Source organism: Iocasia fonsfrigidae (genome assembly GCF_017751145.1).
Lineage (GTDB): Bacteria > Bacillota > Halanaerobiia > Halanaerobiales > DTU029 > Iocasia > Iocasia fonsfrigidae.
Genome location: NZ_CP046640.1, coordinates 154,416 through 174,196, shown reverse-complemented (window position 1 = coordinate 174,196; position 19,781 = coordinate 154,416). Strand labels below are relative to the sequence as shown.

Genomic DNA, 19,781 nt, shown 5'->3' with positions numbered 1-19,781 from the left:
GGTATTTTTAACATTTTAACAGAGATAAAAATTGTTGTCAAGGTAATTATCAAAGTTTCAGAGATTCAGTCCAGACCATGGTTATATACTTATCATAAAATTACTAGTGTGGTAATGTATCCAAAATTATATCAACAGCCCTTTTATAGCCGCCAGCTTTTCTAAAAGTTTCCTTTATATAGTTTGTATTTTGCAAATATGATTGGTGTTTCATGATTTTATCTGCAGAATCTCGAAGTATATTTTCATTAATTTCTTTATTATTTAAACAAATCCCTGCTCCTAATTCCTCAATCCTTTTCCCAATCATTAGCTGTTCTGGTTGTTGTGGAACTAAAATTAAAGGAACACCAAAATATAAGGCTTCATGTACACTATTCATACCAGCATGTGATATAAATAAATCTGCCCTTTGTAAAACCTCAATTTGTGGCACATAATCTTTGACAATAAAATTATCAGGAATTTCACCCAACTCTTTTATCTCTGTATTTTTACCCACAGACATAATAACAAGAAATTCCTTTTGAGCAAAGGTTTTTAAACATTTCTGATAAAAACTAATGTTTTGGTTAAGTAATGTACCTAGAGAAATATAAATAACTTTTCTATTCCTCAATTTTTCAAAAGGGAAATCAAGGTCTTCATCTCTATGGTTAATTGATGGGCCAACATACTTATAGCTCTCATCTATTTCTTCTGATTTAGGCTGGAAATACCTTGAAGTATATACTATATTAAGATCTTCTTTATTGATAATAGTATGTTTAAGATCAACTTCAATATTATATTTTTTACTGTAGTATTTAGCAAGCTTCTTAAATCTTATCAAATCTCCCAATCTACTAAGCATCATCATTAATATCCCTGGATTTAAAAACTTTTTTCCTATTGGAAATATCGTAGTTGAACATACTGCCCTTATATTTAAAACCTTGGCAATACACCTGCCCCAGGTACAAAAAGAATCATGAACTATACAAACTGGATTTTCATCTCTCACCTCTTCAAGGTGATGATTTATTATATCATCTGTAGATTCTAAAATTGACCTTGTTAGTGAAATAAAATTTTTAGAAATTAATTTATTATTTTTATTCATAATTTCCATTTTATAAGGTCTAAATAGGGCACCACTGTTTTCTATTATATCCTTAAAATCTTCAGTACAATAATAAATAATCCTCTTTCCTCTTGTAATTAATTCTTCAACAATTGGAAGTGTTGGGTTAATATGACCATGAGCGGGAACACCAAAAAATATAATAGTATCCATTCTTCAACTTACCCCTTTCATACTATAAATGAATATAATCGGAATTTAATATTTGTACAAAATTAATTACTTAACTTTAAGTTTTGAGATAGTTCTCTAAACCCTATTATTATCCTTTCCAAACTATCTTCCTTAAAATTTTGAAATAAGTCGTTAAATTTAAGTAAACTATCGTTAGTTTTATAAGCTACAAATCCCTTTCCTTTTTCAGTGATACTTATCTTCTTTTTTCTTCTATCATTAATATCTTCTTTTTTTGTTATAAAACCTTTATCAACAAGCGAATCAATTATAGTTGTTAAACTGCCTTTAGGCATATCCATAAAAATACTAAGTTTCGTAGGTGTTTGACTCTCTGTTAAATACAGCATCATTATTAATTTTATTTGATTTTCATTTAAAGAATATTTTTCATCTTTATGTATAATTGGGTTTATATATTTAAAATAAAAAGGCATAAACCCAGCAATCTCTTCTGCTGCTTCTTTAATTAACTTTCTCTTCATCAAAACCACCCCCAATATTAATTAGAATTCTTATAATAAGAATTCTAATTAATATTGTAGCATAATAATTTTTATAAATCAACTATATAGCAATTTAATTAAACGTAGAAGGGTTCGCCACCCAAACTTAATCAATAATTATTAATTTTTTACTTTACACAAAGTTAACATAATCCAGACAGATATATTTGTTGGACGACTCTAGAAATTATCCGTAGGCACGACGCCGAAGGAAAATTTCTCGACAGTAAGCGGAGGTAGGACACCGCAGCGCACGGCAAGGAAAACAAATATATCTGTCGGTCTTCAAAGTTATCCACAATTTCAAAATTGCATAGTTTCCTAAACTTTAAAAAAATAATAGTTTTATCTTGTTATCCGATAACAAGATAAAACTATTACTAAAGAGTTATTTTTCTAATATGAGTTTTCTTATATCTACTGACCATACTTTGTTTTAACAAAATCCTGCATCGCCTTTATATCAGCAGGTGGTATAATTCTAGCCTCACCTAAATTCTTACTCATTAGATAGAGATAAGCTGTTTTTTCTACAACATCACAAACCTTAAAAGCAAAATCCATGTTAGGGCCTACACATAAGGTCCCATGACTGGTCAATAATACCGCATTTTTAGATGCTAAAGCTTTAACAGCATACTCCCCCAATTCTTTTGTCCCAGGCAGGGCATATTCTGCACATTCTACTGAATCACCTACAATCTGTACAAAGTCCTCTGAAACTGGTGGTATTGAAGTATCTGTAATAGCAAAAGCAGTGGAATAAGTCGGGTGTGTATGAATAATAGCATTTACATCTTCCCTTGCCGCAAAAATAGCTAAATGCATTGACCATTCAATTGAAGGTTTTCTTTGGCCCTCGATTATTTCCCCTTTTGCATTATAAACAACAATATCATTAGTCCCTAATTTCTGATAATCCATACCACTAGGTGTTAAAAAAATATTACCGCTTTCAGGATCCCGATAACTAATATTACCCCAAGTACCAACTGTCAAGCTTCTCTGGCACATCTTAACTCCTGCATCAACAACAATTTGTTTGAAGTCATCCATTATTTTATCACCCTTAATCTTAATTTATAGTTTAAAAATATCCTTTGTTCTCTGATATATCTTTTTATATTTATTGTAATTTTTATAGTATATTTCAGGTATTTCTTCGTAATAATATTCTTTGCCAGTCATAGTTAGACGAGAAACCACATCATCCAGGGAATCGTAAACCCCCAGTGCTAAGCCACATAAAATAGAACTACCCAAAGCACCAGTTTCTGCGACTTTTACTGGACTAATCTTTTTGTTAAGTACTTTAGCCATAATATTAAGCCATTCTTCACTCTTACTGCCTCCACCAAGCAGCCGCAGTTTATCAATATTGATTCCTAATGATTCCATGACTTCAAGGTTATTTTTAAAGGCAAAACTAACACCTTCCATAATTGACTTAACAAAATGATATTTATTATGATTCATGCTCATGCCAAAAAATACTCCCCGAGCTTCAGAATCCCAGTGAGGTGATCTTTCTCCCATCAAATAAGGTAAAAATATTAAACCTTCACTACCATCTGCTATATTAGCTATTTCCTGGTTATAGATATCAAAAACAGCATCTGACTCACTATCAAAGGTCCGTTTAAACCAGTTTAAGGATTCACCAGCTGTCTGCATTATCCCCAGGTTAACCCATTTGTCTTCTAGACAATAATTCCAACATAGTACCCTGTGTTCAGGGTCAGCTATAGGTTCATCGGAAATAACTGAAATAACACCAGCTGTACCCACTATTGCTGTAACCTCTCCAGGATGAATGACCCCGGCCCCAAGTGAGGTAGCAGCCTGATCAGCAGAACCATTTATAACAGGAGTGCCCTCAGGAAGTCCAGTAATACTAGCTGCTTCAGGGGTGATTCTTCCAATTACTTGGGCTGATTTATCTACCTCAGGCATTAAACTTGGAGCTAAGTCAAAAAGTCTAAACATCTCGTCAGACCACTTTTTCTTAACAGTATTAAACAAAAGGGTTCCTACTGCATCTGAATAGTCCGTAACCATCTCTCCAGTTAACATGTATTTGATATAATCTTTGGCCAGAAGAACCTTTTCAGTTTTCCTATATATATCAGGCTCTTCTTCTTTTACCCAAACAATATGTGGTGCAGTATAGGTAGTAGAAAGAGAGTTAAGGGTATAATCAGAAATAATCATCCTGTTTTCTTCTTTTGCATTATATCTTTCCACTAATTTCCTTGTCCTCTGATCCATCCAGGTTATTGCATTCCTCAATATGCGGTTATTGTTATCAAGATAGACCTGGGTATGCATCTGGCCAGAAATACCTATACAAGCTATTCTATCTTTTAAACCAGGATGTTCGTTTAACACTTCAGTAGAGATCTTACATAAACCCTGCCACCAATCAGAAGGCCTTTGCTCTGCATACCCCTGTTCAGGATTTAGTATCGGGTAATCAACATAATTCTTGGCTAATATTGTCCCATCGGTGTCCATAAAAATAATTTTCATTCCAGTAGTACCTAAATCAATTCCAACAAAAATCTCTTGATTCATGTTTTGACCTCCATTCAAAATGGACGTTAAAATATTTAAATTTAAAATAGGGTTAGTAAAGGTGAAATATCTTAATTTACTTGAACTGAGCTAAATATTGTATGAATTCTTCAACATTCTCTTTAGTAATTAACAGGGTTTTTGTATACATAGTATTATCTACATCTTTACCCTCAATCATTTTTACTGCTGTCTGTACACCTTTAATTCCCATTTCTGCAGGAAACTGTGCTACTGTAGAGTCCATCTCTCCATTTTTAATACTTTCAAGGGCTGCTGGTACAGCATCAAATCCAATAACTTCAATTTTATTATCCAGTCCTGCTTCTTTGATAGCCCTATAGGCACCTAAGGCCATATTATCATTACTGGCAAAAATGAGTTTTAATGAAGGATTTGCCTGAAGTATATTCTGGGATACATTATACCCCTGTTCTACTTCCCAGTTTGCTGTTTGTTCTGCCACTACTTTAAATTTTCCTTCTACAAGGTCGTAAAATCCATTTCGCCTATCTCTCGCATTTTGTTGCCCGGAAATACCTGTTAAAATAGCTACTTCAGCCTTAGCGCCAACTAATTCAAAAGCCCTTGCTCCTGCTTTTTTAGCACCAGTATAATTGTTGGTACCAATGAATGGTATCGGGTCAAGACCGGCCTTTTTAACCGCTACTGGATCAACCCGGGTATCAAGATTAATTACTGGAACACCAGCACGCTGTGCTTTGCCCAAAGCAGTAATTAATCCTTCTGAACTACTAGCAACAATACAAATAGCATCAACCTGACGCGTTATCATATTTTCTACAATTTGCAATTGCTCCTGGGCACTACCATGCCTCTGGCCAGCCTGAACCAGTAATTCTACACCTAATTTTTCTGCTTCCTGTTTTGCTGCATTAACCATGGTAATAAAATACTCATTGCTTAAGGTCATGGGAATAAAACCAATTCTTATATCTTTTGCCAAAACAAATGAACTAGAACTACATACTATCAATATCAAAAGAGTCAACATAATAATTAATTTTTTCATTTTTATTATCCCCCTTGTGTTTGAAACATTTGAAAGATCACAATATTCAATCAAAAAATTCACCTTTCTAACCCTAAAAATTATTGAATATTCCTCAAAAAACTTCTATCTATCCTTTGCTTTGTCTACAAAAACTGCCGCTATAATAACAGTCCCAATAATAATTTTCTGATAAAAACTTGATACATCTAAAAGTGTTAAACCATTCCTTAAAGTTCCTAACATCAGCGCCCCAACAAGTGTACCTAGAATATTTCCTGAACCACCAGAAAGGGCTGTTCCCCCAATAACTGCAGCAGCAATCACATCAAGTTCATACCCTTCCCCAGATAGCGGTGTCGCATAATTAAGCCTAGCTGTTAGTAAAACACCACCAATTCCCGCAAAAAGTCCACTAAAAACATAAGCAATAGTATTTATCTTTTTTACCTTAATTCCTGATAAACGGGCAGCACTCTTATTCCCACCGATAGCGTAAATATAGCGCCCTAGTTTAATTTTGTTTAATACAATATACATAATAGTAAAGGCAATAATACAATAGATTACAAAAATCGGTATACCCAGAATTCTTGTTGTGGCAATATTTTGAAAAGAAATTGGTAACCCAGATACAGGCCTTCCATCATTAGCAGCTAAGGAAGCTCCCTTAGCAATGCTCATCATACCCAGGGTCATAATGAAAGCAGGCACTTTACCAAACGAAATAATAGTCCCATTTATTAAACCAATCATCACCCCTACCATAATACTAAAGATTATAGCTAAGGGTATTGGCCAACCAGCTACTAATGTCATTCCTGTTATTATACTTACAAAAGCTACAATAGAACCTACACTTAAATCAATTCCACCTGTCAAAATAACTATAGTTTCTCCAATAGCAATGATGGCTATTATTGCAGATTGAACTATAATATTAAGGATATTCCTTTGGGCAAAAAAGTAAGGACTTAAAACAGAAAATAATAGAAATATAATTAAAAACCCCAGATAGATGCCAAATTTCTTTAAAAATTCTCTAGCATTTATTCCTTTTAACATTAAACTAGCCCCCTATCGCAGAAGATAAAATCTGTTCTTGACTTAAATCACTAGTGTTATCAAAGATATTAGCTATCTGACCATGATACATGACCATGATACGGTCAGACATTTTCATTATCTCTGGCATATCAGAAGAAATCATAATAATTGAAGCTCCATCTTTAACTAACTTGGTCATGATATTGTATATTTCTTCCTTAGCCCCTACATCAATACCTCTGGTAGGCTCATCAAATATATATATACTTGACTGCTGGCAAAGCCCCTTAGCAATAACAATCTTTTGTTGATTACCCCCACTTAAAGTAACAACTTTAGTCTCCTGTGAAGGGGTTTTAATGTTCATTTTTTCTATTAAACTTTGACAGATGTTTTTCTCTTTGCTATTATGCAAGCAAAATTTGGCCCTTATCTTATCCAAAGAAGAAATTGTAATATTTCTTTTGACACTATGTTCAAGAAATAATCCTTCATCTTTTCTGTCCTCACTTAGATAAACTATATCATTTTTTATCGCTACACTAGGTGAACTTAGTTCTACTACCCTATCCTTTACAATAGTTTCTCCTTTTTCTTTAGCAAATTCCCCTATAATCGTCTTAGCCAGTTCAGTTCTACCAGCCCCAACTAAACCAGCAATACCTAATATTTCCCCCTTTCTTAGCTCAAAAGAAGCATTATTAACCTTATCTTTATAACACAGATTTACAACTCTAAGAACTACTTCATCACAACTATGACTATCTTTTTTCTTATTATTCTCATCTATTTTGCGACCAACCATTTTACTAACTAACTCGTTTTTACTTACCTGATCCAGCTCCACAGTATCTACATATTGACCATCCCTTAAAATAGTACACCTATCCCCAATCTCTTTTAGTTCATTCATTCGATGAGATATATAAACTATTCCCATCCCATTTGCCTTTAAATCCCTTATTATCTTGAATAAGAGCTCAATTTCGGTCTCAGTCAGGGTAGCTGTTGGTTCATCAAAGACTATCATCTTGGCCTCAAAGATAAGCGCCTTAGCAATCTCTACCAATTGTTTTTCAGCAACAGTTAGTTCCTCAACCAGGGTAGTTGGTTTAGCATTTAAGCCTACTACCTTACTTATCTCTTTAGTCTTTTTGATTGCTTTCTGCTTATTAATAAACCTATATTTACTTGTGTATTCCCTACCTAGAAACAAATTTTCATAAATCGACATATAGGGATTCAAATTAAACTCCTGATAAATAATACTTACCCCATATGCAAAAGCATCTGCTGGTTTTTCTATGGTAGCCTCTTTACCCTCAATAAAAATTTCCCCATTATCTTTTGTATGGGCACCAGAAAGTATTTTAATCAAGGTTGATTTACCAGCACCATTTTCTCCTAATAAAACATGTACTTCCCCTTTTTGAAGATCAAATTGTACATTATCAAGGGCTTTTACCCCAGGAAAAGTCTTGCTTATATTTTTCATTTCAAGAAGTTTACTCATCTTAATCCTCCCTCCTTTCAATTTAAAAGATTCTGTTCGAAAAGTATCAGTATATACCCGCCGGGGATTATATATCCCTTCACTCAACGGTAACACCTTAACTTCGCTTAGGGATATATAATCCCCTATTTATACCTTTTCGAACACATACTTAAAGTTTTTGACAGGTATCCCCAACAATTAATTTCCCTGGTATCTTCCTTTCTTTTGGGGATACAGTCTTTTTTTCAATTAAGTTAATCAGCTCCTTCATTGCTACCGATGCCATTTGGGCAATAGACTGCTTAACTGTAGTTAATTTATAATAAGAATTATTTAAAATCCCATCAAACCCAATTATTGATAAATCTCCCGGGACATTTATATTTAACGACATTGACCTGCCAAGCAAACCCTTGGCCATTAAATCATTGGCACAAAAAATAGCTGTTGGCATTTCCTCTAAAGACAGAAAATATTCTAAAGCCTTAATACCACTCTCAGTTCTGAAATCTCCTGTATAGATATACCTTTCATCAACTGGAAGTTCATATTTTTCGACAATGTCCAAATATCCCTGTTTTCGCTCATCTGCAGTCTTAACACCTGGTGTTCCTGAAACATGTGCTATTTTTTTATGATTTAAAGTAACTAGATATTCAACAGCCTTTCTTGCCCCCTCCCTATTCTCAGAGGTAATAATAGGATAATTCCTATTGCTATTGCTGTTAATATAACGGTCAATACAAACAACTGGGTATGAAGGATCAAGCTTTTCCAAAATCTCACCAGAAATACCCTCCGTCAAAATTAAACCTGCAAACTTGCTTTTATTGATATAATTTAAATATTTTAATTCCCTCTCTTTCTCATTTTCCGTATCACAGATAATGAGCGAATAATTCCAATCAAATGCTATTCTATTGGCCTCTTTTATTAATTTAGTAAAAAAAGGGTTCATAATATCAAAGATGAATAAGGCAATATTATTAGTGATATTAGAATTTAAATTTTTAGCAATTTGATTAGGAATATAATTCTCTTCTTTAATAACCTGCAACACCTTTTCCCTTGTTTTTTCAGCAACTTGATCAGGTGAGTTTAACACCCTTGACACAGTAGCCGTTGAAACATCACACATCTCTGCAATATCCCTAATTGTCATACCCATAGACTTTGTTCACCCCTAACTAGCATCAATCTGAATCTTAACTCCATATTCTTTCCCAAAATCAAGCAAATAAGCTAATTCTACTTTGTTGACAGCCTCCAAGCCCTCTAATTCGTAGCTCCTACCCAGTCCGCAGTATTTATTTGTTCCTAACCGGTGATAAGGCATAATCTCAATTCTTTTTACACTTGCTAAATCTGCAACCCAAGCCATAATCCTTTTCTGTATTACATCACCACTATTACAACCGGGAATAAATGGTACTCTTACAATTATTTTTTTTTCTTTTAAGATGGTATCTAGCTGTTTAAGGTTTGCTAATATTAAATCATTAGATATCCCCGTATATTTCTGGTGCAAATCAGGGTCAATGTGTTTAATATCATAAAAAATCAGATCTAAATACGGAATTATTTCCTCTATACATTCCCATTTTCCATATCCACTGGTTTCTATAGCAGTATTAATCCCTTCCTTACTACAGAGTTTTAACAAGTCCCGTGTAAATTCTGGCTGTAATAGTGGTTCTCCACCAGTTAAAGTAATTCCACCCCTAGAGTTATCATAAAAACTCTTATCCCGTCTAATAGTATTCATTAATTGTCCAACAGTAAGCTCTTTACCAACTAATTCCCTGGCTTCATAATAGCAACGTTCAACACATTTACCACATTGATTACATCTGGCACTATCTACTACCAGACCAAAGCTTTCATCTTGTTTAATAGCATCCTGAGGGCAAATTTCTATACATCTGCCACAGCCACTGCATTTATTCTGATAATATATAAGCTGGGTTTTTTTTAATTGAGACTCTGGATTAGCACACCACTTACATCTTAAGGGACAACCTTTTAAAAAAATTAACCCACGAATACCGGGCCCATCTGCTGTAGCAAAGCGTTTAAGGTCAAAAATTATCCCTTTAGTTCCTGAATCGACCATTTCTATTCCTCTCCTGAAAGTATTCTTAAGGGCTGTATTAATAGAGCCCTTAAGATAATTATTTAGTTACTAAATTCCATACGCTTAATAATATCATCCTGTAATTCTTTATTAAGAGGTGTAAAAAATGCGCTATACCCCGCAACCCTGACCATCAAATTACGATAATCTTCTGGTTTCTCTTGCGCATCTTTAAGGGTTTCATTTCCTATTACATTAAACTGTATATGATACTGATTGTTATTGAAAAGTGTCTCTATTATTCCAGTTACTCTCTCTTTACCCACTTTGCTTTTTAAAATGTTTGGGCTCAGTCTTACATTAAAGATTGCCCCCTTTTGGAACCAGATACTCGGCAACTTACTTACAGAATTAATAGTTGCAACTAATCCATTTCTCTCTGCCCCTGTTGCAGGTGATACCCCATTATTTAGAGGTTTTTGAGCTTGCCGTCCATCTGGTGTAGCCCCAACAGCATTACCAAAAGCTACATTACCTGTTACCGAACTTTGACTTAAGGCATATGTCCCTGGAATTGGTCCTTTGCCATAACGAGAATTCTTAAATTCATGATGATAAGTAGAACCCATAAAATCATTGATTAAAACAGTCCATCTATCTGCTTTATCATCATCATTTCCGAATTTAGGTGTTTTATTTAGCAGCATTTGTCTTATTTCTTCACCAGTAGGATCCGTAGTATCATCAGTAAAATTAGTCTCCAGGGCATGCTGTAACTGGCTACCTGTTAACCAAGCTTTATTAAAAATTACTGTTTCTATAGCAGCTAAGGAATCCCCTGCTGTCATTGCCCCCACAGTTGGCCCACCATCAGCAGAATAAATTGAACCCCCTTCAATAAGTGATTTACTCCTTTTAATACAATCCTGTATAAGCGAAGATCTAAAGGCATTAACATCATGTAGCATATGTAACTCATCATTTATATGCTCTGTTATAACCTGTAAATTCATATAATAGCGCAATTGTTTTTTAAATGCCTTCATAACCTCCTGTATATTATTAAAGGTAGTTAGGTCACCATCTCCTGGCAAAAGAGTGATACCTGTTTTAGGGTCTTTCCCATTATTTAAAGTTATTTCAAGTATTTTAGCAGTATTTAACCAGGAGCCTTTTGCTGCAAAATCCCATTTCCCTGGTATTGATGCTTCGATACAACCTACAGGTGCCCAGTTGTAACAATCCTCATTTTTTACACCCATATTTTTTAGCATCCTTATAACTCCTAAATCATTATAAAAAGCAGGCTGTCCACCAGAATGATTTTGTACAACTTCTAGGGCTCTTTCCATAAAATCTTTCGACGTTCCTTCAAACCACTTTAAGGAAACAGATGGTTTAGGCAACTTTAAATTCTCTGTTGCAGCTAGGATGATATAAGTTAGTTCATTGACAGCATCCTCACCTTTTGCATTTTGACCCCCTATAGCAAGATTTTCTGCCATATGGTAACCAGGAAAATATTCTGTATCAGGCCAGGAACGTAATTTATTTACCTCATTTGTCTTTATAAAGAAGTTTTCTACAAGTTCAAGTGCTTCATCTTTATTAATAACTCCATTTTCAAGATCCTTTTTATAAAAAGGCCATAAATATTGGTCAAACCTACCTAATGAAATTGCATGACCATTTGTCTCAATTTGAATAGCCAAATGGACAAAACAGACAGATTGGAGGGCTTCCCAGAATGATGTAGCAGGCTTTTCTGGAACTCGCAGACAATTACTGGCCATAATTTCTAGCTCTTTTTTATGCTGTTTATTGTTGGTATCCACTGCCATTTGTCTAAGTTTATTTGCAAAACGATGGGCAAAATCAATCACAGCCTTATTAGTAGTGATTACCGCCTTTAAAAACCAATATTTCTTTATTTGAGCTGGTTGTTTAAGATCCAAACTAGCAATAACCTCTTCAGCTTGCCTGATAAATGAGCTTAAACCATTATTAAGTATAACACTATAGTCAGGCAATATGTTGCCTAACCCCCCTGCTGATACCCAGGTTTCATCAATTGCACCCATCTCCCAGGCCTTATTCGCCTCTTCTGGTAGTAGTTCCTTTAAATTTTTAAATAAGGTTTTGCCCTGCCAGTAATCAATTATCTCCATTAATTCATTGCTAGTTTTTTTATCACACTCAAATTTATCTGATGGCCTTTCACTAAAATGATATGGATTACCATTTAACTCATCCTTGATCCACTCTACAGAATATTCAGGAAAAACAGGCGCCGAACGAGGTTTGCTTGCCTGATTACCAACAATTAATTCATCTCTCCTTACATAAAGTCTCATCTCTTTTAACACCTTACTAAAAGCCTCAGCCCTTCTTTTAACAATAGGCTGGCCAACACTTTCTTTCATAGATTCAGTAAATATTTTAGCTCTTTCTGAACAAATTGCTGGTATAGTGTTCATTAATTCATCCCTTAGTTTCTTGGTTCTCTCACTCAACAACATCACCTCCTAAAATGTAACAATATAACATTTTTTAATATTAAAATTCAATAATCCCTGGCAAAACAACTGTAACCGGTTACATTAATTATATAATATCATGTCTTTCTCTGTTTGTCAACTTTAAATTTTATTTACTTTAACAATTTTTTGATAATTCACTAAAGCAGGAATAAACCCCTCCCTTATAGAATAATTAATATAAGCTGTTCTATCTAGGGAGTGATTATAATGTCTAAAGTGATCCGCACCGGTGTTTCCATCGAAGAAAAACTTTTAAAGAAATTTGATAAACTAATTGAAGGGACATATAGCAATAGATCAGAGGCCATTCGTGACCTCATCAGAAACAAAATAGTTGAAGAAGAGTGGCTGCACAGTGAAGGAAAAGTAATTGGAACCCTGACACTACTATACAACCACCACCAACGGGGCTTAAACAAAAAAATGCTGGATATCCAGCACAACTACCACCACATCTTTAAATCAAACCTTCATCTCCATCTAAGCCACGATTTTTGCTTGGAAGTCATGATCATTGAAGGAGAGCCACTTAAAGTCCAGCAGGCAGCTGAATCCCTTATCGGTTTGAAGGGTGTTAAACACGGTAAACTAACTATCTCAAGCAGAGGGGAATCCTTTAAATAATACAGGAAGAACTTAATCACTATTTTTAATATTAATAATACCCGGTCTGGTCATCGATTCCCTCTCCATAATCCTAGCTAATTCTTTCCTGCTTAAAAGCCCTTCAGAAAGTACTACTTCTGTCAGGCTTTGAGCTGATTCTATTACTTTATGGGCCAGTTGACTGCATTTATCATATCCAAGATAGGGAACCAGAGCAGTAACCCCGGCCAGACTGTTCTTCAGTAATTCCTCGCACCTACTGATATCAACCTCAATTCCTTTTATACACTTACTCACAAATATGTCTACCCCTTTCTGCATAATTTCCATAGCATTTAAGATCTTATGGGCTATCAAAGGGGTAAAAGCATTCAGTTCCAGCTGGCCATCCCTTGCTGCCAGGGTAACTGCCTGGTCACTGGAGATAATTTCAACAGAAACTTGATTAATCAATTCACAGATAACTGGATTTACCTTGCCAGGCATAATTGATGACCCGGCCTGAACCTCTGGTAACCTTAACTCAGCTATCCCACCCCTGGGGCCTGAAGAGAGGAGCCGCAGGTCACTGGCAATTTTATTTAGATTTACAGCAGCCGCCTTAAGCAACCCTGATACCTCTACGAAAACATCCATATTCTGGGTGATATCTATCATATTTTCTGCCTGAGCCAGGCTAAGACCTGTTACCTGCCGTAATTGCTGGTAAATTTTAAAGATATAAGTCTGAGGGGTATTTAATCCTGTACCAATAGCAGTCCCCCCAAGATTAGTCTTTTTTAACCTCTCTTCTATCTTATATAAACGCCAACGGTCCCTGCCAATAGCCTCAGCATAAGCAGCAAATTCCTGTCCCAGAGTGATCGGAAGGGCATCCTGCAGCTGGGTCCGGCCTAATTTTACTACCTCAGCAAATTCCTTCTCTTTCTCCTGTAAAGCTCCCTGTAAAGAAGCAAAAGAATCTGTCAAAGGTACCAACAATTTAAGGACAGCAATCCTTAAAGCAGTAGGATAGACATCATTGGTCGACTGACCTTTATTTACATCATCATTAGGATGAATTAACTGATAAGAGCCCTTTTTTTCTCCTATAATCTCCAGGGCTCTATTGGCAATAACCTCATTCAACATCATATTCGTTGAGGTTCCTGCCCCACCTTGATAGGCATCAAGCTTAAACTCCTCCCTTAAGCCACCTTCCATAATCTCCTCACAGGCTTGTATTATAGCCTCTGCCTTTTTTGCTGGCAGGAGATCAAGTTGTTGATTAGTAATAGCTGCAGCCTTTTTTACTGCTGCTATTCCTTTAATTAACTCTGGATGAACCCGGAAAGAGCTCAGCGAAAAATTTTCCATTGCCCGCAGGGTATTAATCCCGTAATAGGCTTCTACTGACAACTCCATTTTACCAATAAGGTCTGATTCAACTCTCTTATCTTTTCCTTTATTTAAAGACAAATCCACTCCCCCCTCAAAATTTAACCCTGTTCCTCATCAAGCCAGATTGAATGTATAGCCGTAAAGGGTTTTAAAGCCCTATCAAGAATACCATGTAACTGGGCAATCGCCATCCCATAATTTATTACTGGAACACCAGCCTGATGGGCCTCTCTCAGTCGAGAAATTACTTCCCTCCGGTTTAACATACACCCACCACAATGTAAAATCAAATCATAATCATTCAAGTTTTTAGGGTATTCACGACCAGAAACATGATCAAACTTTAGTCCATTACCAACCTTTGACCTAAGCCAGCGGGGAATCTTTACTGTACCAATGTCATCAGCCTGCCGGTGATGTGTACAGGCTTCAGCTATAAGGACCCTGTCATCAGCCTTTAGTTCTCTTAGTTTTCTAGCCCCTTCCAGAAACATCTCCAGATCACCTTTATAACGGGCAAAGAGAATTGAAAAACTGGTCATTAATATATCATCTGGGACATCAGCATCTACCTTCATAAAAGCCTGGGAATCTGTGACAACAATCTTTGGTTTTTCTTTCAACTTACTTAAAGTCATTTTCAGTTCCCGTTCCTTATTTACAATTACAATACCATCATGATCCAGGACATCCCTAATTGTCTGTACCTGAGGTAAAATCAATCTCCCCTTAGGGGCTGACAGGTCAATCGGTGTAACCAGTATCACTATATCCCCGGGATTAATTAAATCACCAATAATAAATGGTTCTTCATAATCTTCAGGGGCATTCTGGACAATCTTATTTCGTAGATTATCAATGCCTTTCTTTTGTAATGCACTAACAGTAATAGGCTCCTGATCCCATTCTTCCTTAATTTGCCTAGTGAGCCCTGAGATTTCCTCCTGACAGATATCAGTCTTATTAATCAGCACCAGAATAGTAATCTCATTTTCTTGTAGATGACTATAGAGCCTTCTTTCAAATTCAGTTATACCATAGTCTGCTTCAATAACAAGTAGGGCCAGATCTGTCTTGCGGATAACCTCCATAGTCTTTTCAACCCTGAGCTCACCTAAGTCTCCTGTATCATCAATTCCAGCAGTATCAATCATAACCACTGGACCCAGTGGGAGCAACTCCATTTTCTTATAGACAGGGTCAGCAGTAGTTCCAGCTATTTCAGATACCAGGGCCAGCTTTTGATTTGTAAGGGCATTAATTAAACTGGATTTCCCAACATTACGACGGCCAAAAACAGCAATATGAGGCAGATTAGCCTGTGGTGTATCCTGCATAAATATCACTCCTCTTATTTTTCAACAAAATACAAAAAACCCTACCAGATAATTAACAGGTAGAGATAACTTTACAAAACAAACCCCTTCCCCTGTTCTCAGGACAACCCTCAAACCCAGGAAGAAAAATATAAAACATATAAACAGGTTTTTTATTTTGTTTAGATTAGTATATCACAGTATCTTATTTTGTACAAGGTTTCACAAGAATTAAAAGTTATAGATTCCCTGATTCTTCTTTTCCCCTGATTTTTTTTAAATAGAAGATATACTTTCTTTCAGCAGCCTGAACTAAATAGGCTGCATGATCAATCAGTTCAGGTGGTTCTGAGACATTATTAAAATACTGTTTCGCCTCAACCCATTCCTGATATGCCTCTTCCAGTTCTTTATATATATCAACCTTATTATTGGGCAATTTTGCTCGGTCGAATTCAGTTTTAGAGATAAGCCAGGACTCCTTAAGATATCGATAAATTTCTTTACTTTTAGCCAAAAAATCACTCAATTGATCTTTTAAGGTCATCAATTCCATCATTTAACCCCTTTCAATTATGCAACAATAAACGCACCCCTGCAGCCAAAAAAAACACCCCTACCAGCTTAATCCAGGTAAATGGGATCTCTTCCAGCCCAAAAATGCCAAAGTGATCAATAAAAGAAGCTGTTAAAACCTGTGCGGTAATTATCGCGGTAGTTGCTACAGCTACCCCTAGCTTAGGAATAGTAATTATCACCGTATAACTTATAATTACCCCCAGTAAACCACCCAGATAAAGATACCAGGGGATTTTTCTCCATTGGGGGATATTAATTTTATTCAAATTTATAAGAATAAAAATTAACAGGACAATTACAGCAGTAAAATGAACAATAAATGAGGCCTCCAATATACCTGTCTTTTTCCCCAGTACAGCATTAAGTGACCCCTGTAATGCCATAGAAAGTCCTGCCAGGGCTGCTAAAGCAAGATAAAGTAATGGAAATCCAAACACTACAACACCCCTCTTTCCCAATTATTTTTTACATAAATAAAAAACTTTATACAGAAAATAACTTTTGGCTAATAAAATAGGGCAGCCAATTTCACAGCTGCCCTGCATACAATTCTTTAATATAATTATAAAAAATTAAGCATTCTCTTTTCGTACTCCCTCTTCTAAACCATGTGCTTCACCAGCTTTGACTACTGCATATTTGGTAGCAAATGGTCCAAATACCTCAGTAAGTGCTGCTGTAAATAACAACACATTAAAAACCAGCAAACCAACTTCAGGAACTGCTATAAAATCCTGCTGCACAGTATAGGCCATTGCTATAGCAACACCACTCTGCGGTAACAAGCCTAAACCAATATATTTCTTGACTTTATCTGGTGCCTGTCCCAAAATTGCCCCTAAAGAGGCACCTGACACCTTACCTATAACCCTGGAGATTAAATAAACAAAAGCAATGATCAAAAAACTACTTGAAGCTATACTTGCCAACCTTATCTCTGTCCCAGCCAGAATAAAAAATAGAGCATATAAAGGTATCGTAAGTATGTCCATATAATTACCTACACCAAGGTTTTTCCTGGCAAAGTTACGAAAAGCAAAACCAACTGCCATATTAGTTATTAAGGGAGACAAATTCAGTAAAAGCGCCAGTGCTGATCCACCTATAATAGTTGTGACTAAAGTTAAAATTTTCTTAGTACTATCCTCAAAGGTACTTATTAAACTTTGGGAAAGGTAACCGATAATCAAGCCAATAAATAGAGAAGCAAAAATCTCTATCATCGGTTCTCCCAATAGATGGCTAATAGCCAGGGAGCCACTCCCACTATATTGCGTAAGAGCAATAGGTTCTATTAGACTAAAAATTATCAGGGCTATAGCATCATCTATCCCTATTACAGCAATGATCATTGCTGTCAGTACACCTTCAGCTTTATATTCCTTAAGTACCATTACAGTTGCGGCTGGTGCTGTTGCTGAAGATATTGCCCCCAATATTAAAGCCAGATATAGCGGCTTACCAATAGCAAGTACCGCTATTGTTACTACAAGAAAAGCTGCTATACATTGTATAAAGGCAATAAACATAATCGGTTTACCCAGACGTCTTAACATCTTAACCGAAAGCTCAGTACCAATAGTAAAAGCAATAAATGCCAGAGCTATATTAGTCATATACTCAAAGTTGTTCAAGGTAAAAAAGTACCATTCTTTTTGTTCTGGACTTATAAAAGGGAGGGCACTTATAACATCATGACTAAATAACATACCCAAAAAAACATATCCAACAACAATAGGAACCCTATACTTTTTAGATAATAAGACAACTAATAAAGCCATAAAGATCAAAAAACCTACCACATAAATAAATTTATTGCTAGCCTGATTTAATACAAACCACTCCCCAATGTCCCGTAATTTATCAATTTCAAAATCCATTTATTACACCTCAGTATCTTATTAAATTATAGTCTTATTTTTTATTCATCCTGTTTATTACAGACTTTTAATAAATAATAGAGTAAATCTGCCCGGGAAATATAACCCCTCAGATTTCCAGACTCATTGACAACAAAAAGTATCGATTCTTTATTATCTAACATAACATCTGCAATTTTATACATCTTGTCATTTTCCATTACAACAGAGGTTCTGGTTGACATATATTCTTTAACCCCTCTTTCCTTAACCTCTATCAAATTTTCAGCTGCCTGATTTACCCCATATAATAAATGATTATTAACAAGGTAGCCATACTTCTCTGGGAGAATATTCTTTAATATGTTTTCACTATAAATAGTCCCTAAAAATTTGTTCTCTGCATTAACAACTGGTAATACCGACATCTCGGCTTTATACATAATTCTAATGGCCTCTTTTATCTGATCATCCTCACAAACTGAAACCAGGGTGCGCATCATATAATCCTTAACTATACCCAAGTTGCTACACCTCCAACTCTTTGATTTTAATTCTATTTAAATTATCTTTGATCAATTCTTTATCTTTAATAAAAATACTTCTGTTTTCTGCCACAGTAAGTGCTGCTGCTGCCCCATACCTATTGGCCTCTATAAAGTCAAAACCTTTACGGGCTATATAGTCATAAAATCCAGCATTATAAGCATCACCAGCACCTAACCAGTTTCTAAGACAAAAATCTACTGGTGTTAAAGAATAAGCCTTGCCATCTATAAATAATAAACGATCACAGTGGTGAGGAATAACTACACTATGGGCACCCTCCTCTAACAATCTATAACCCATTTTTACATAATCCTCAAATTCCACAACCTCCTGGTCAAGTATTTTTCTGGTGTGTTTAAAGTATGGACTAACTACTTTTGGCTTTTCCTTTAAAGCCTGATTTAAGGTCTCTCCACTGGCCTGTAGGAAAACATCCTTGTCCTGGTCATTACAAATACTAATCATCCTTTGATATATATCAAAATCTACACCCTCAGGTATTGAGCCTGCTATAATAATCAGATCACTATCCACTATAGCCCTTTTAAAGCGTTTAATCAGATCCTCAACATCTTTTTTAGTCACCCTGTAAGAATAATCACTATAATGGGTAAAAGTTACCGGGTTTTTTGAAATAATAAAGACATTATTCCTGATCTCATTTTCGGTATAGATATAATTTGTCGTTATCTTATACTTCTGGACCATCTTTTCAAAAAACAATCCCTGTTTACCACCTACAAAACCTAAATTCTGTACATCTGGGTATCCCATGTATTTTAAATCAATTGCTGTTAAAAGACCTTTCCCACCAGGGTATACCCTGATATCCTTTTTATCATAAAGGTATTCATGTCTTTTAGCCACATGTTCTGTAACAAAATATTCCCTATCTATTGCTGGATTTAAAGTAACTGTAGTTATCATAATTATCTCCCCCCTTAATA

Annotated in this window: 18 protein-coding genes; 1 reads left to right on the top strand and 17 read right to left on the bottom strand. The window is 35.4% G+C overall.

Going from position 1 to position 19,781, the window contains the following annotated elements; translation table 11 throughout:
• Positions 1-103: 103 nt before the first annotated feature.
• The 10 genes from GM661_RS00950 to GM661_RS00905 all read right to left on the bottom strand — a co-directional run bounded on the left by GM661_RS00950 (position 104) and on the right by GM661_RS00905 (position 12,518).
• Positions 104-1,276: a macrolide family glycosyltransferase gene (locus GM661_RS00950; protein ID WP_230868353.1), complete on the bottom strand. Its 1,173-nt coding sequence runs from the start codon at positions 1,274-1,276 to the stop codon at positions 104-106.
• 62 nt (positions 1,277-1,338) lie between these two features.
• Complete coding sequence (locus GM661_RS00945) at positions 1,339-1,782, bottom strand: MarR family transcriptional regulator (protein WP_230868352.1); 444 nt, start codon at positions 1,780-1,782, stop codon at positions 1,339-1,341.
• Between the two features lie 438 nt (positions 1,783-2,220).
• Complete coding sequence (locus tag GM661_RS00940; RefSeq protein WP_230868351.1) at positions 2,221-2,859, bottom strand: class II aldolase/adducin family protein; 639 nt, start codon at positions 2,857-2,859, stop codon at positions 2,221-2,223.
• Between the two features lie 24 nt (positions 2,860-2,883).
• Entirely contained in the window at positions 2,884-4,377 is a 1,494-nt protein-coding gene (xylB, locus tag GM661_RS00935; RefSeq protein ID WP_230868350.1) for a xylulokinase, read from the bottom strand.
• Between the two features lie 76 nt (positions 4,378-4,453).
• Entirely contained in the window at positions 4,454-5,410 is a 957-nt protein-coding gene (locus tag GM661_RS00930) for a substrate-binding domain-containing protein (protein ID WP_230868349.1), read from the bottom strand.
• A 105-nt stretch (positions 5,411-5,515) separates the two neighbouring features.
• Positions 5,516-6,454, bottom strand: a complete 939-nt coding sequence (locus GM661_RS00925) for an ABC transporter permease (protein WP_125987271.1) — start codon at positions 6,452-6,454, stop codon at positions 5,516-5,518.
• 4 nt (positions 6,455-6,458) lie between these two features.
• Positions 6,459-7,949: a sugar ABC transporter ATP-binding protein gene (locus GM661_RS00920; protein ID WP_230868348.1), complete on the bottom strand. Its 1,491-nt coding sequence runs from the start codon at positions 7,947-7,949 to the stop codon at positions 6,459-6,461.
• 151 nt (positions 7,950-8,100) lie between these two features.
• Positions 8,101-9,099, bottom strand: a complete 999-nt coding sequence (locus tag GM661_RS00915; RefSeq protein ID WP_230868347.1) for a LacI family DNA-binding transcriptional regulator — start codon at positions 9,097-9,099, stop codon at positions 8,101-8,103.
• 15 nt (positions 9,100-9,114) lie between these two features.
• A complete protein-coding gene (locus GM661_RS00910; RefSeq protein ID WP_230868346.1) occupies positions 9,115-10,044 on the bottom strand; it encodes a glycyl-radical enzyme activating protein in 930 nt (309 codons plus the stop codon).
• Between the two features lie 62 nt (positions 10,045-10,106).
• Positions 10,107-12,518 carry a glycyl radical protein gene (locus tag GM661_RS00905; RefSeq protein ID WP_230868345.1) on the bottom strand — a complete coding sequence of 804 codons (2,412 nt, stop codon included), beginning with the start codon at positions 12,516-12,518 and terminating at the stop codon, positions 10,107-10,109.
• Between the two features lie 234 nt (positions 12,519-12,752).
• Here GM661_RS00905 and nikR point away from each other — a divergent pair, with 234 nt between their 5' ends.
• Positions 12,753-13,169 carry a nickel-responsive transcriptional regulator NikR gene (gene nikR / locus GM661_RS00900; RefSeq protein WP_230868344.1) on the top strand — a complete coding sequence of 139 codons (417 nt, stop codon included), beginning with the start codon at positions 12,753-12,755 and terminating at the stop codon, positions 13,167-13,169.
• Between the two features lie 12 nt (positions 13,170-13,181).
• On the opposite strand, the gene GM661_RS00895 is transcribed toward nikR, so the two are convergent.
• The 7 genes from GM661_RS00895 to GM661_RS00865 form a co-directional block, all read right to left on the bottom strand.
• Positions 13,182-14,609 carry an aspartate ammonia-lyase gene (locus tag GM661_RS00895; RefSeq protein WP_456237555.1) on the bottom strand — a complete coding sequence of 476 codons (1,428 nt, stop codon included), beginning with the start codon at positions 14,607-14,609 and terminating at the stop codon, positions 13,182-13,184.
• A 20-nt stretch (positions 14,610-14,629) separates the two neighbouring features.
• Positions 14,630-15,868 carry a [FeFe] hydrogenase H-cluster maturation GTPase HydF gene (gene hydF / locus GM661_RS00890; protein ID WP_230868342.1) on the bottom strand — a complete coding sequence of 413 codons (1,239 nt, stop codon included), beginning with the start codon at positions 15,866-15,868 and terminating at the stop codon, positions 14,630-14,632.
• Positions 15,869-16,085: 217 nt separating this feature from the next.
• Entirely contained in the window at positions 16,086-16,403 is a 318-nt protein-coding gene (locus GM661_RS00885) for a DUF2508 family protein (protein ID WP_230868341.1), read from the bottom strand.
• Positions 16,404-16,416: 13 nt separating this feature from the next.
• Positions 16,417-16,863, bottom strand: coding sequence for a DMT family transporter (locus GM661_RS00880; RefSeq protein ID WP_230868340.1), 447 nt, complete (start codon positions 16,861-16,863; stop codon positions 16,417-16,419).
• A gap of 135 nt (positions 16,864-16,998) precedes the next feature.
• Positions 16,999-18,306 carry a cation:proton antiporter gene (locus tag GM661_RS00875; protein ID WP_230868339.1) on the bottom strand — a complete coding sequence of 436 codons (1,308 nt, stop codon included), beginning with the start codon at positions 18,304-18,306 and terminating at the stop codon, positions 16,999-17,001.
• A 41-nt stretch (positions 18,307-18,347) separates the two neighbouring features.
• Positions 18,348-18,809 (bottom strand): CBS domain-containing protein, encoded by a 462-nt coding sequence (locus GM661_RS00870; protein ID WP_230868338.1) that lies wholly within the window; start codon positions 18,807-18,809, stop codon positions 18,348-18,350.
• 4 nt (positions 18,810-18,813) lie between these two features.
• Positions 18,814-19,761, bottom strand: coding sequence for a 1-phosphofructokinase family hexose kinase (locus GM661_RS00865; RefSeq protein ID WP_230868337.1), 948 nt, complete (start codon positions 19,759-19,761; stop codon positions 18,814-18,816).
• Positions 19,762-19,781: the final 20 nt, after the last annotated feature.

Bases quoted from the DNA above. Each gene is read 5' to 3' on its own strand.
- GM661_RS00950 (WP_230868353.1), bottom strand. From the start codon at position 1,276: ATGGATACTATTATATTTTTTGGTGTTCCCGCTCATGGTCATATTAAC.
- GM661_RS00945 (WP_230868352.1), bottom strand. From the start codon at position 1,782: ATGAAGAGAAAGTTAATTAAAGAAGCAGCAGAAGAGATTGCTGGGTTT.
- GM661_RS00940 (WP_230868351.1), bottom strand. From the start codon at position 2,859: ATGGATGACTTCAAACAAATTGTTGTTGATGCAGGAGTTAAGATGTGC.
- xylB (WP_230868350.1), bottom strand. From the start codon at position 4,377: ATGAATCAAGAGATTTTTGTTGGAATTGATTTAGGTACTACTGGAATG.
- GM661_RS00930 (WP_230868349.1), bottom strand. From the start codon at position 5,410: ATGAAAAAATTAATTATTATGTTGACTCTTTTGATATTGATAGTATGT.
- GM661_RS00925 (WP_125987271.1), bottom strand. From the start codon at position 6,454: ATGTTAAAAGGAATAAATGCTAGAGAATTTTTAAAGAAATTTGGCATC.
- GM661_RS00920 (WP_230868348.1), bottom strand. From the start codon at position 7,949: ATGAGTAAACTTCTTGAAATGAAAAATATAAGCAAGACTTTTCCTGGG.
- GM661_RS00915 (WP_230868347.1), bottom strand. From the start codon at position 9,099: ATGGGTATGACAATTAGGGATATTGCAGAGATGTGTGATGTTTCAACG.
- GM661_RS00910 (WP_230868346.1), bottom strand. From the start codon at position 10,044: ATGGTCGATTCAGGAACTAAAGGGATAATTTTTGACCTTAAACGCTTT.
- nikR (WP_230868344.1), top strand. From the start codon at position 12,753: ATGTCTAAAGTGATCCGCACCGGTGTTTCCATCGAAGAAAAACTTTTA.
- hydF (WP_230868342.1), bottom strand. From the start codon at position 15,868: ATGCAGGATACACCACAGGCTAATCTGCCTCATATTGCTGTTTTTGGC.
- GM661_RS00885 (WP_230868341.1), bottom strand. From the start codon at position 16,403: ATGGAATTGATGACCTTAAAAGATCAATTGAGTGATTTTTTGGCTAAA.
- GM661_RS00875 (WP_230868339.1), bottom strand. From the start codon at position 18,306: ATGGATTTTGAAATTGATAAATTACGGGACATTGGGGAGTGGTTTGTA.
- GM661_RS00865 (WP_230868337.1), bottom strand. From the start codon at position 19,761: ATGATAACTACAGTTACTTTAAATCCAGCAATAGATAGGGAATATTTT.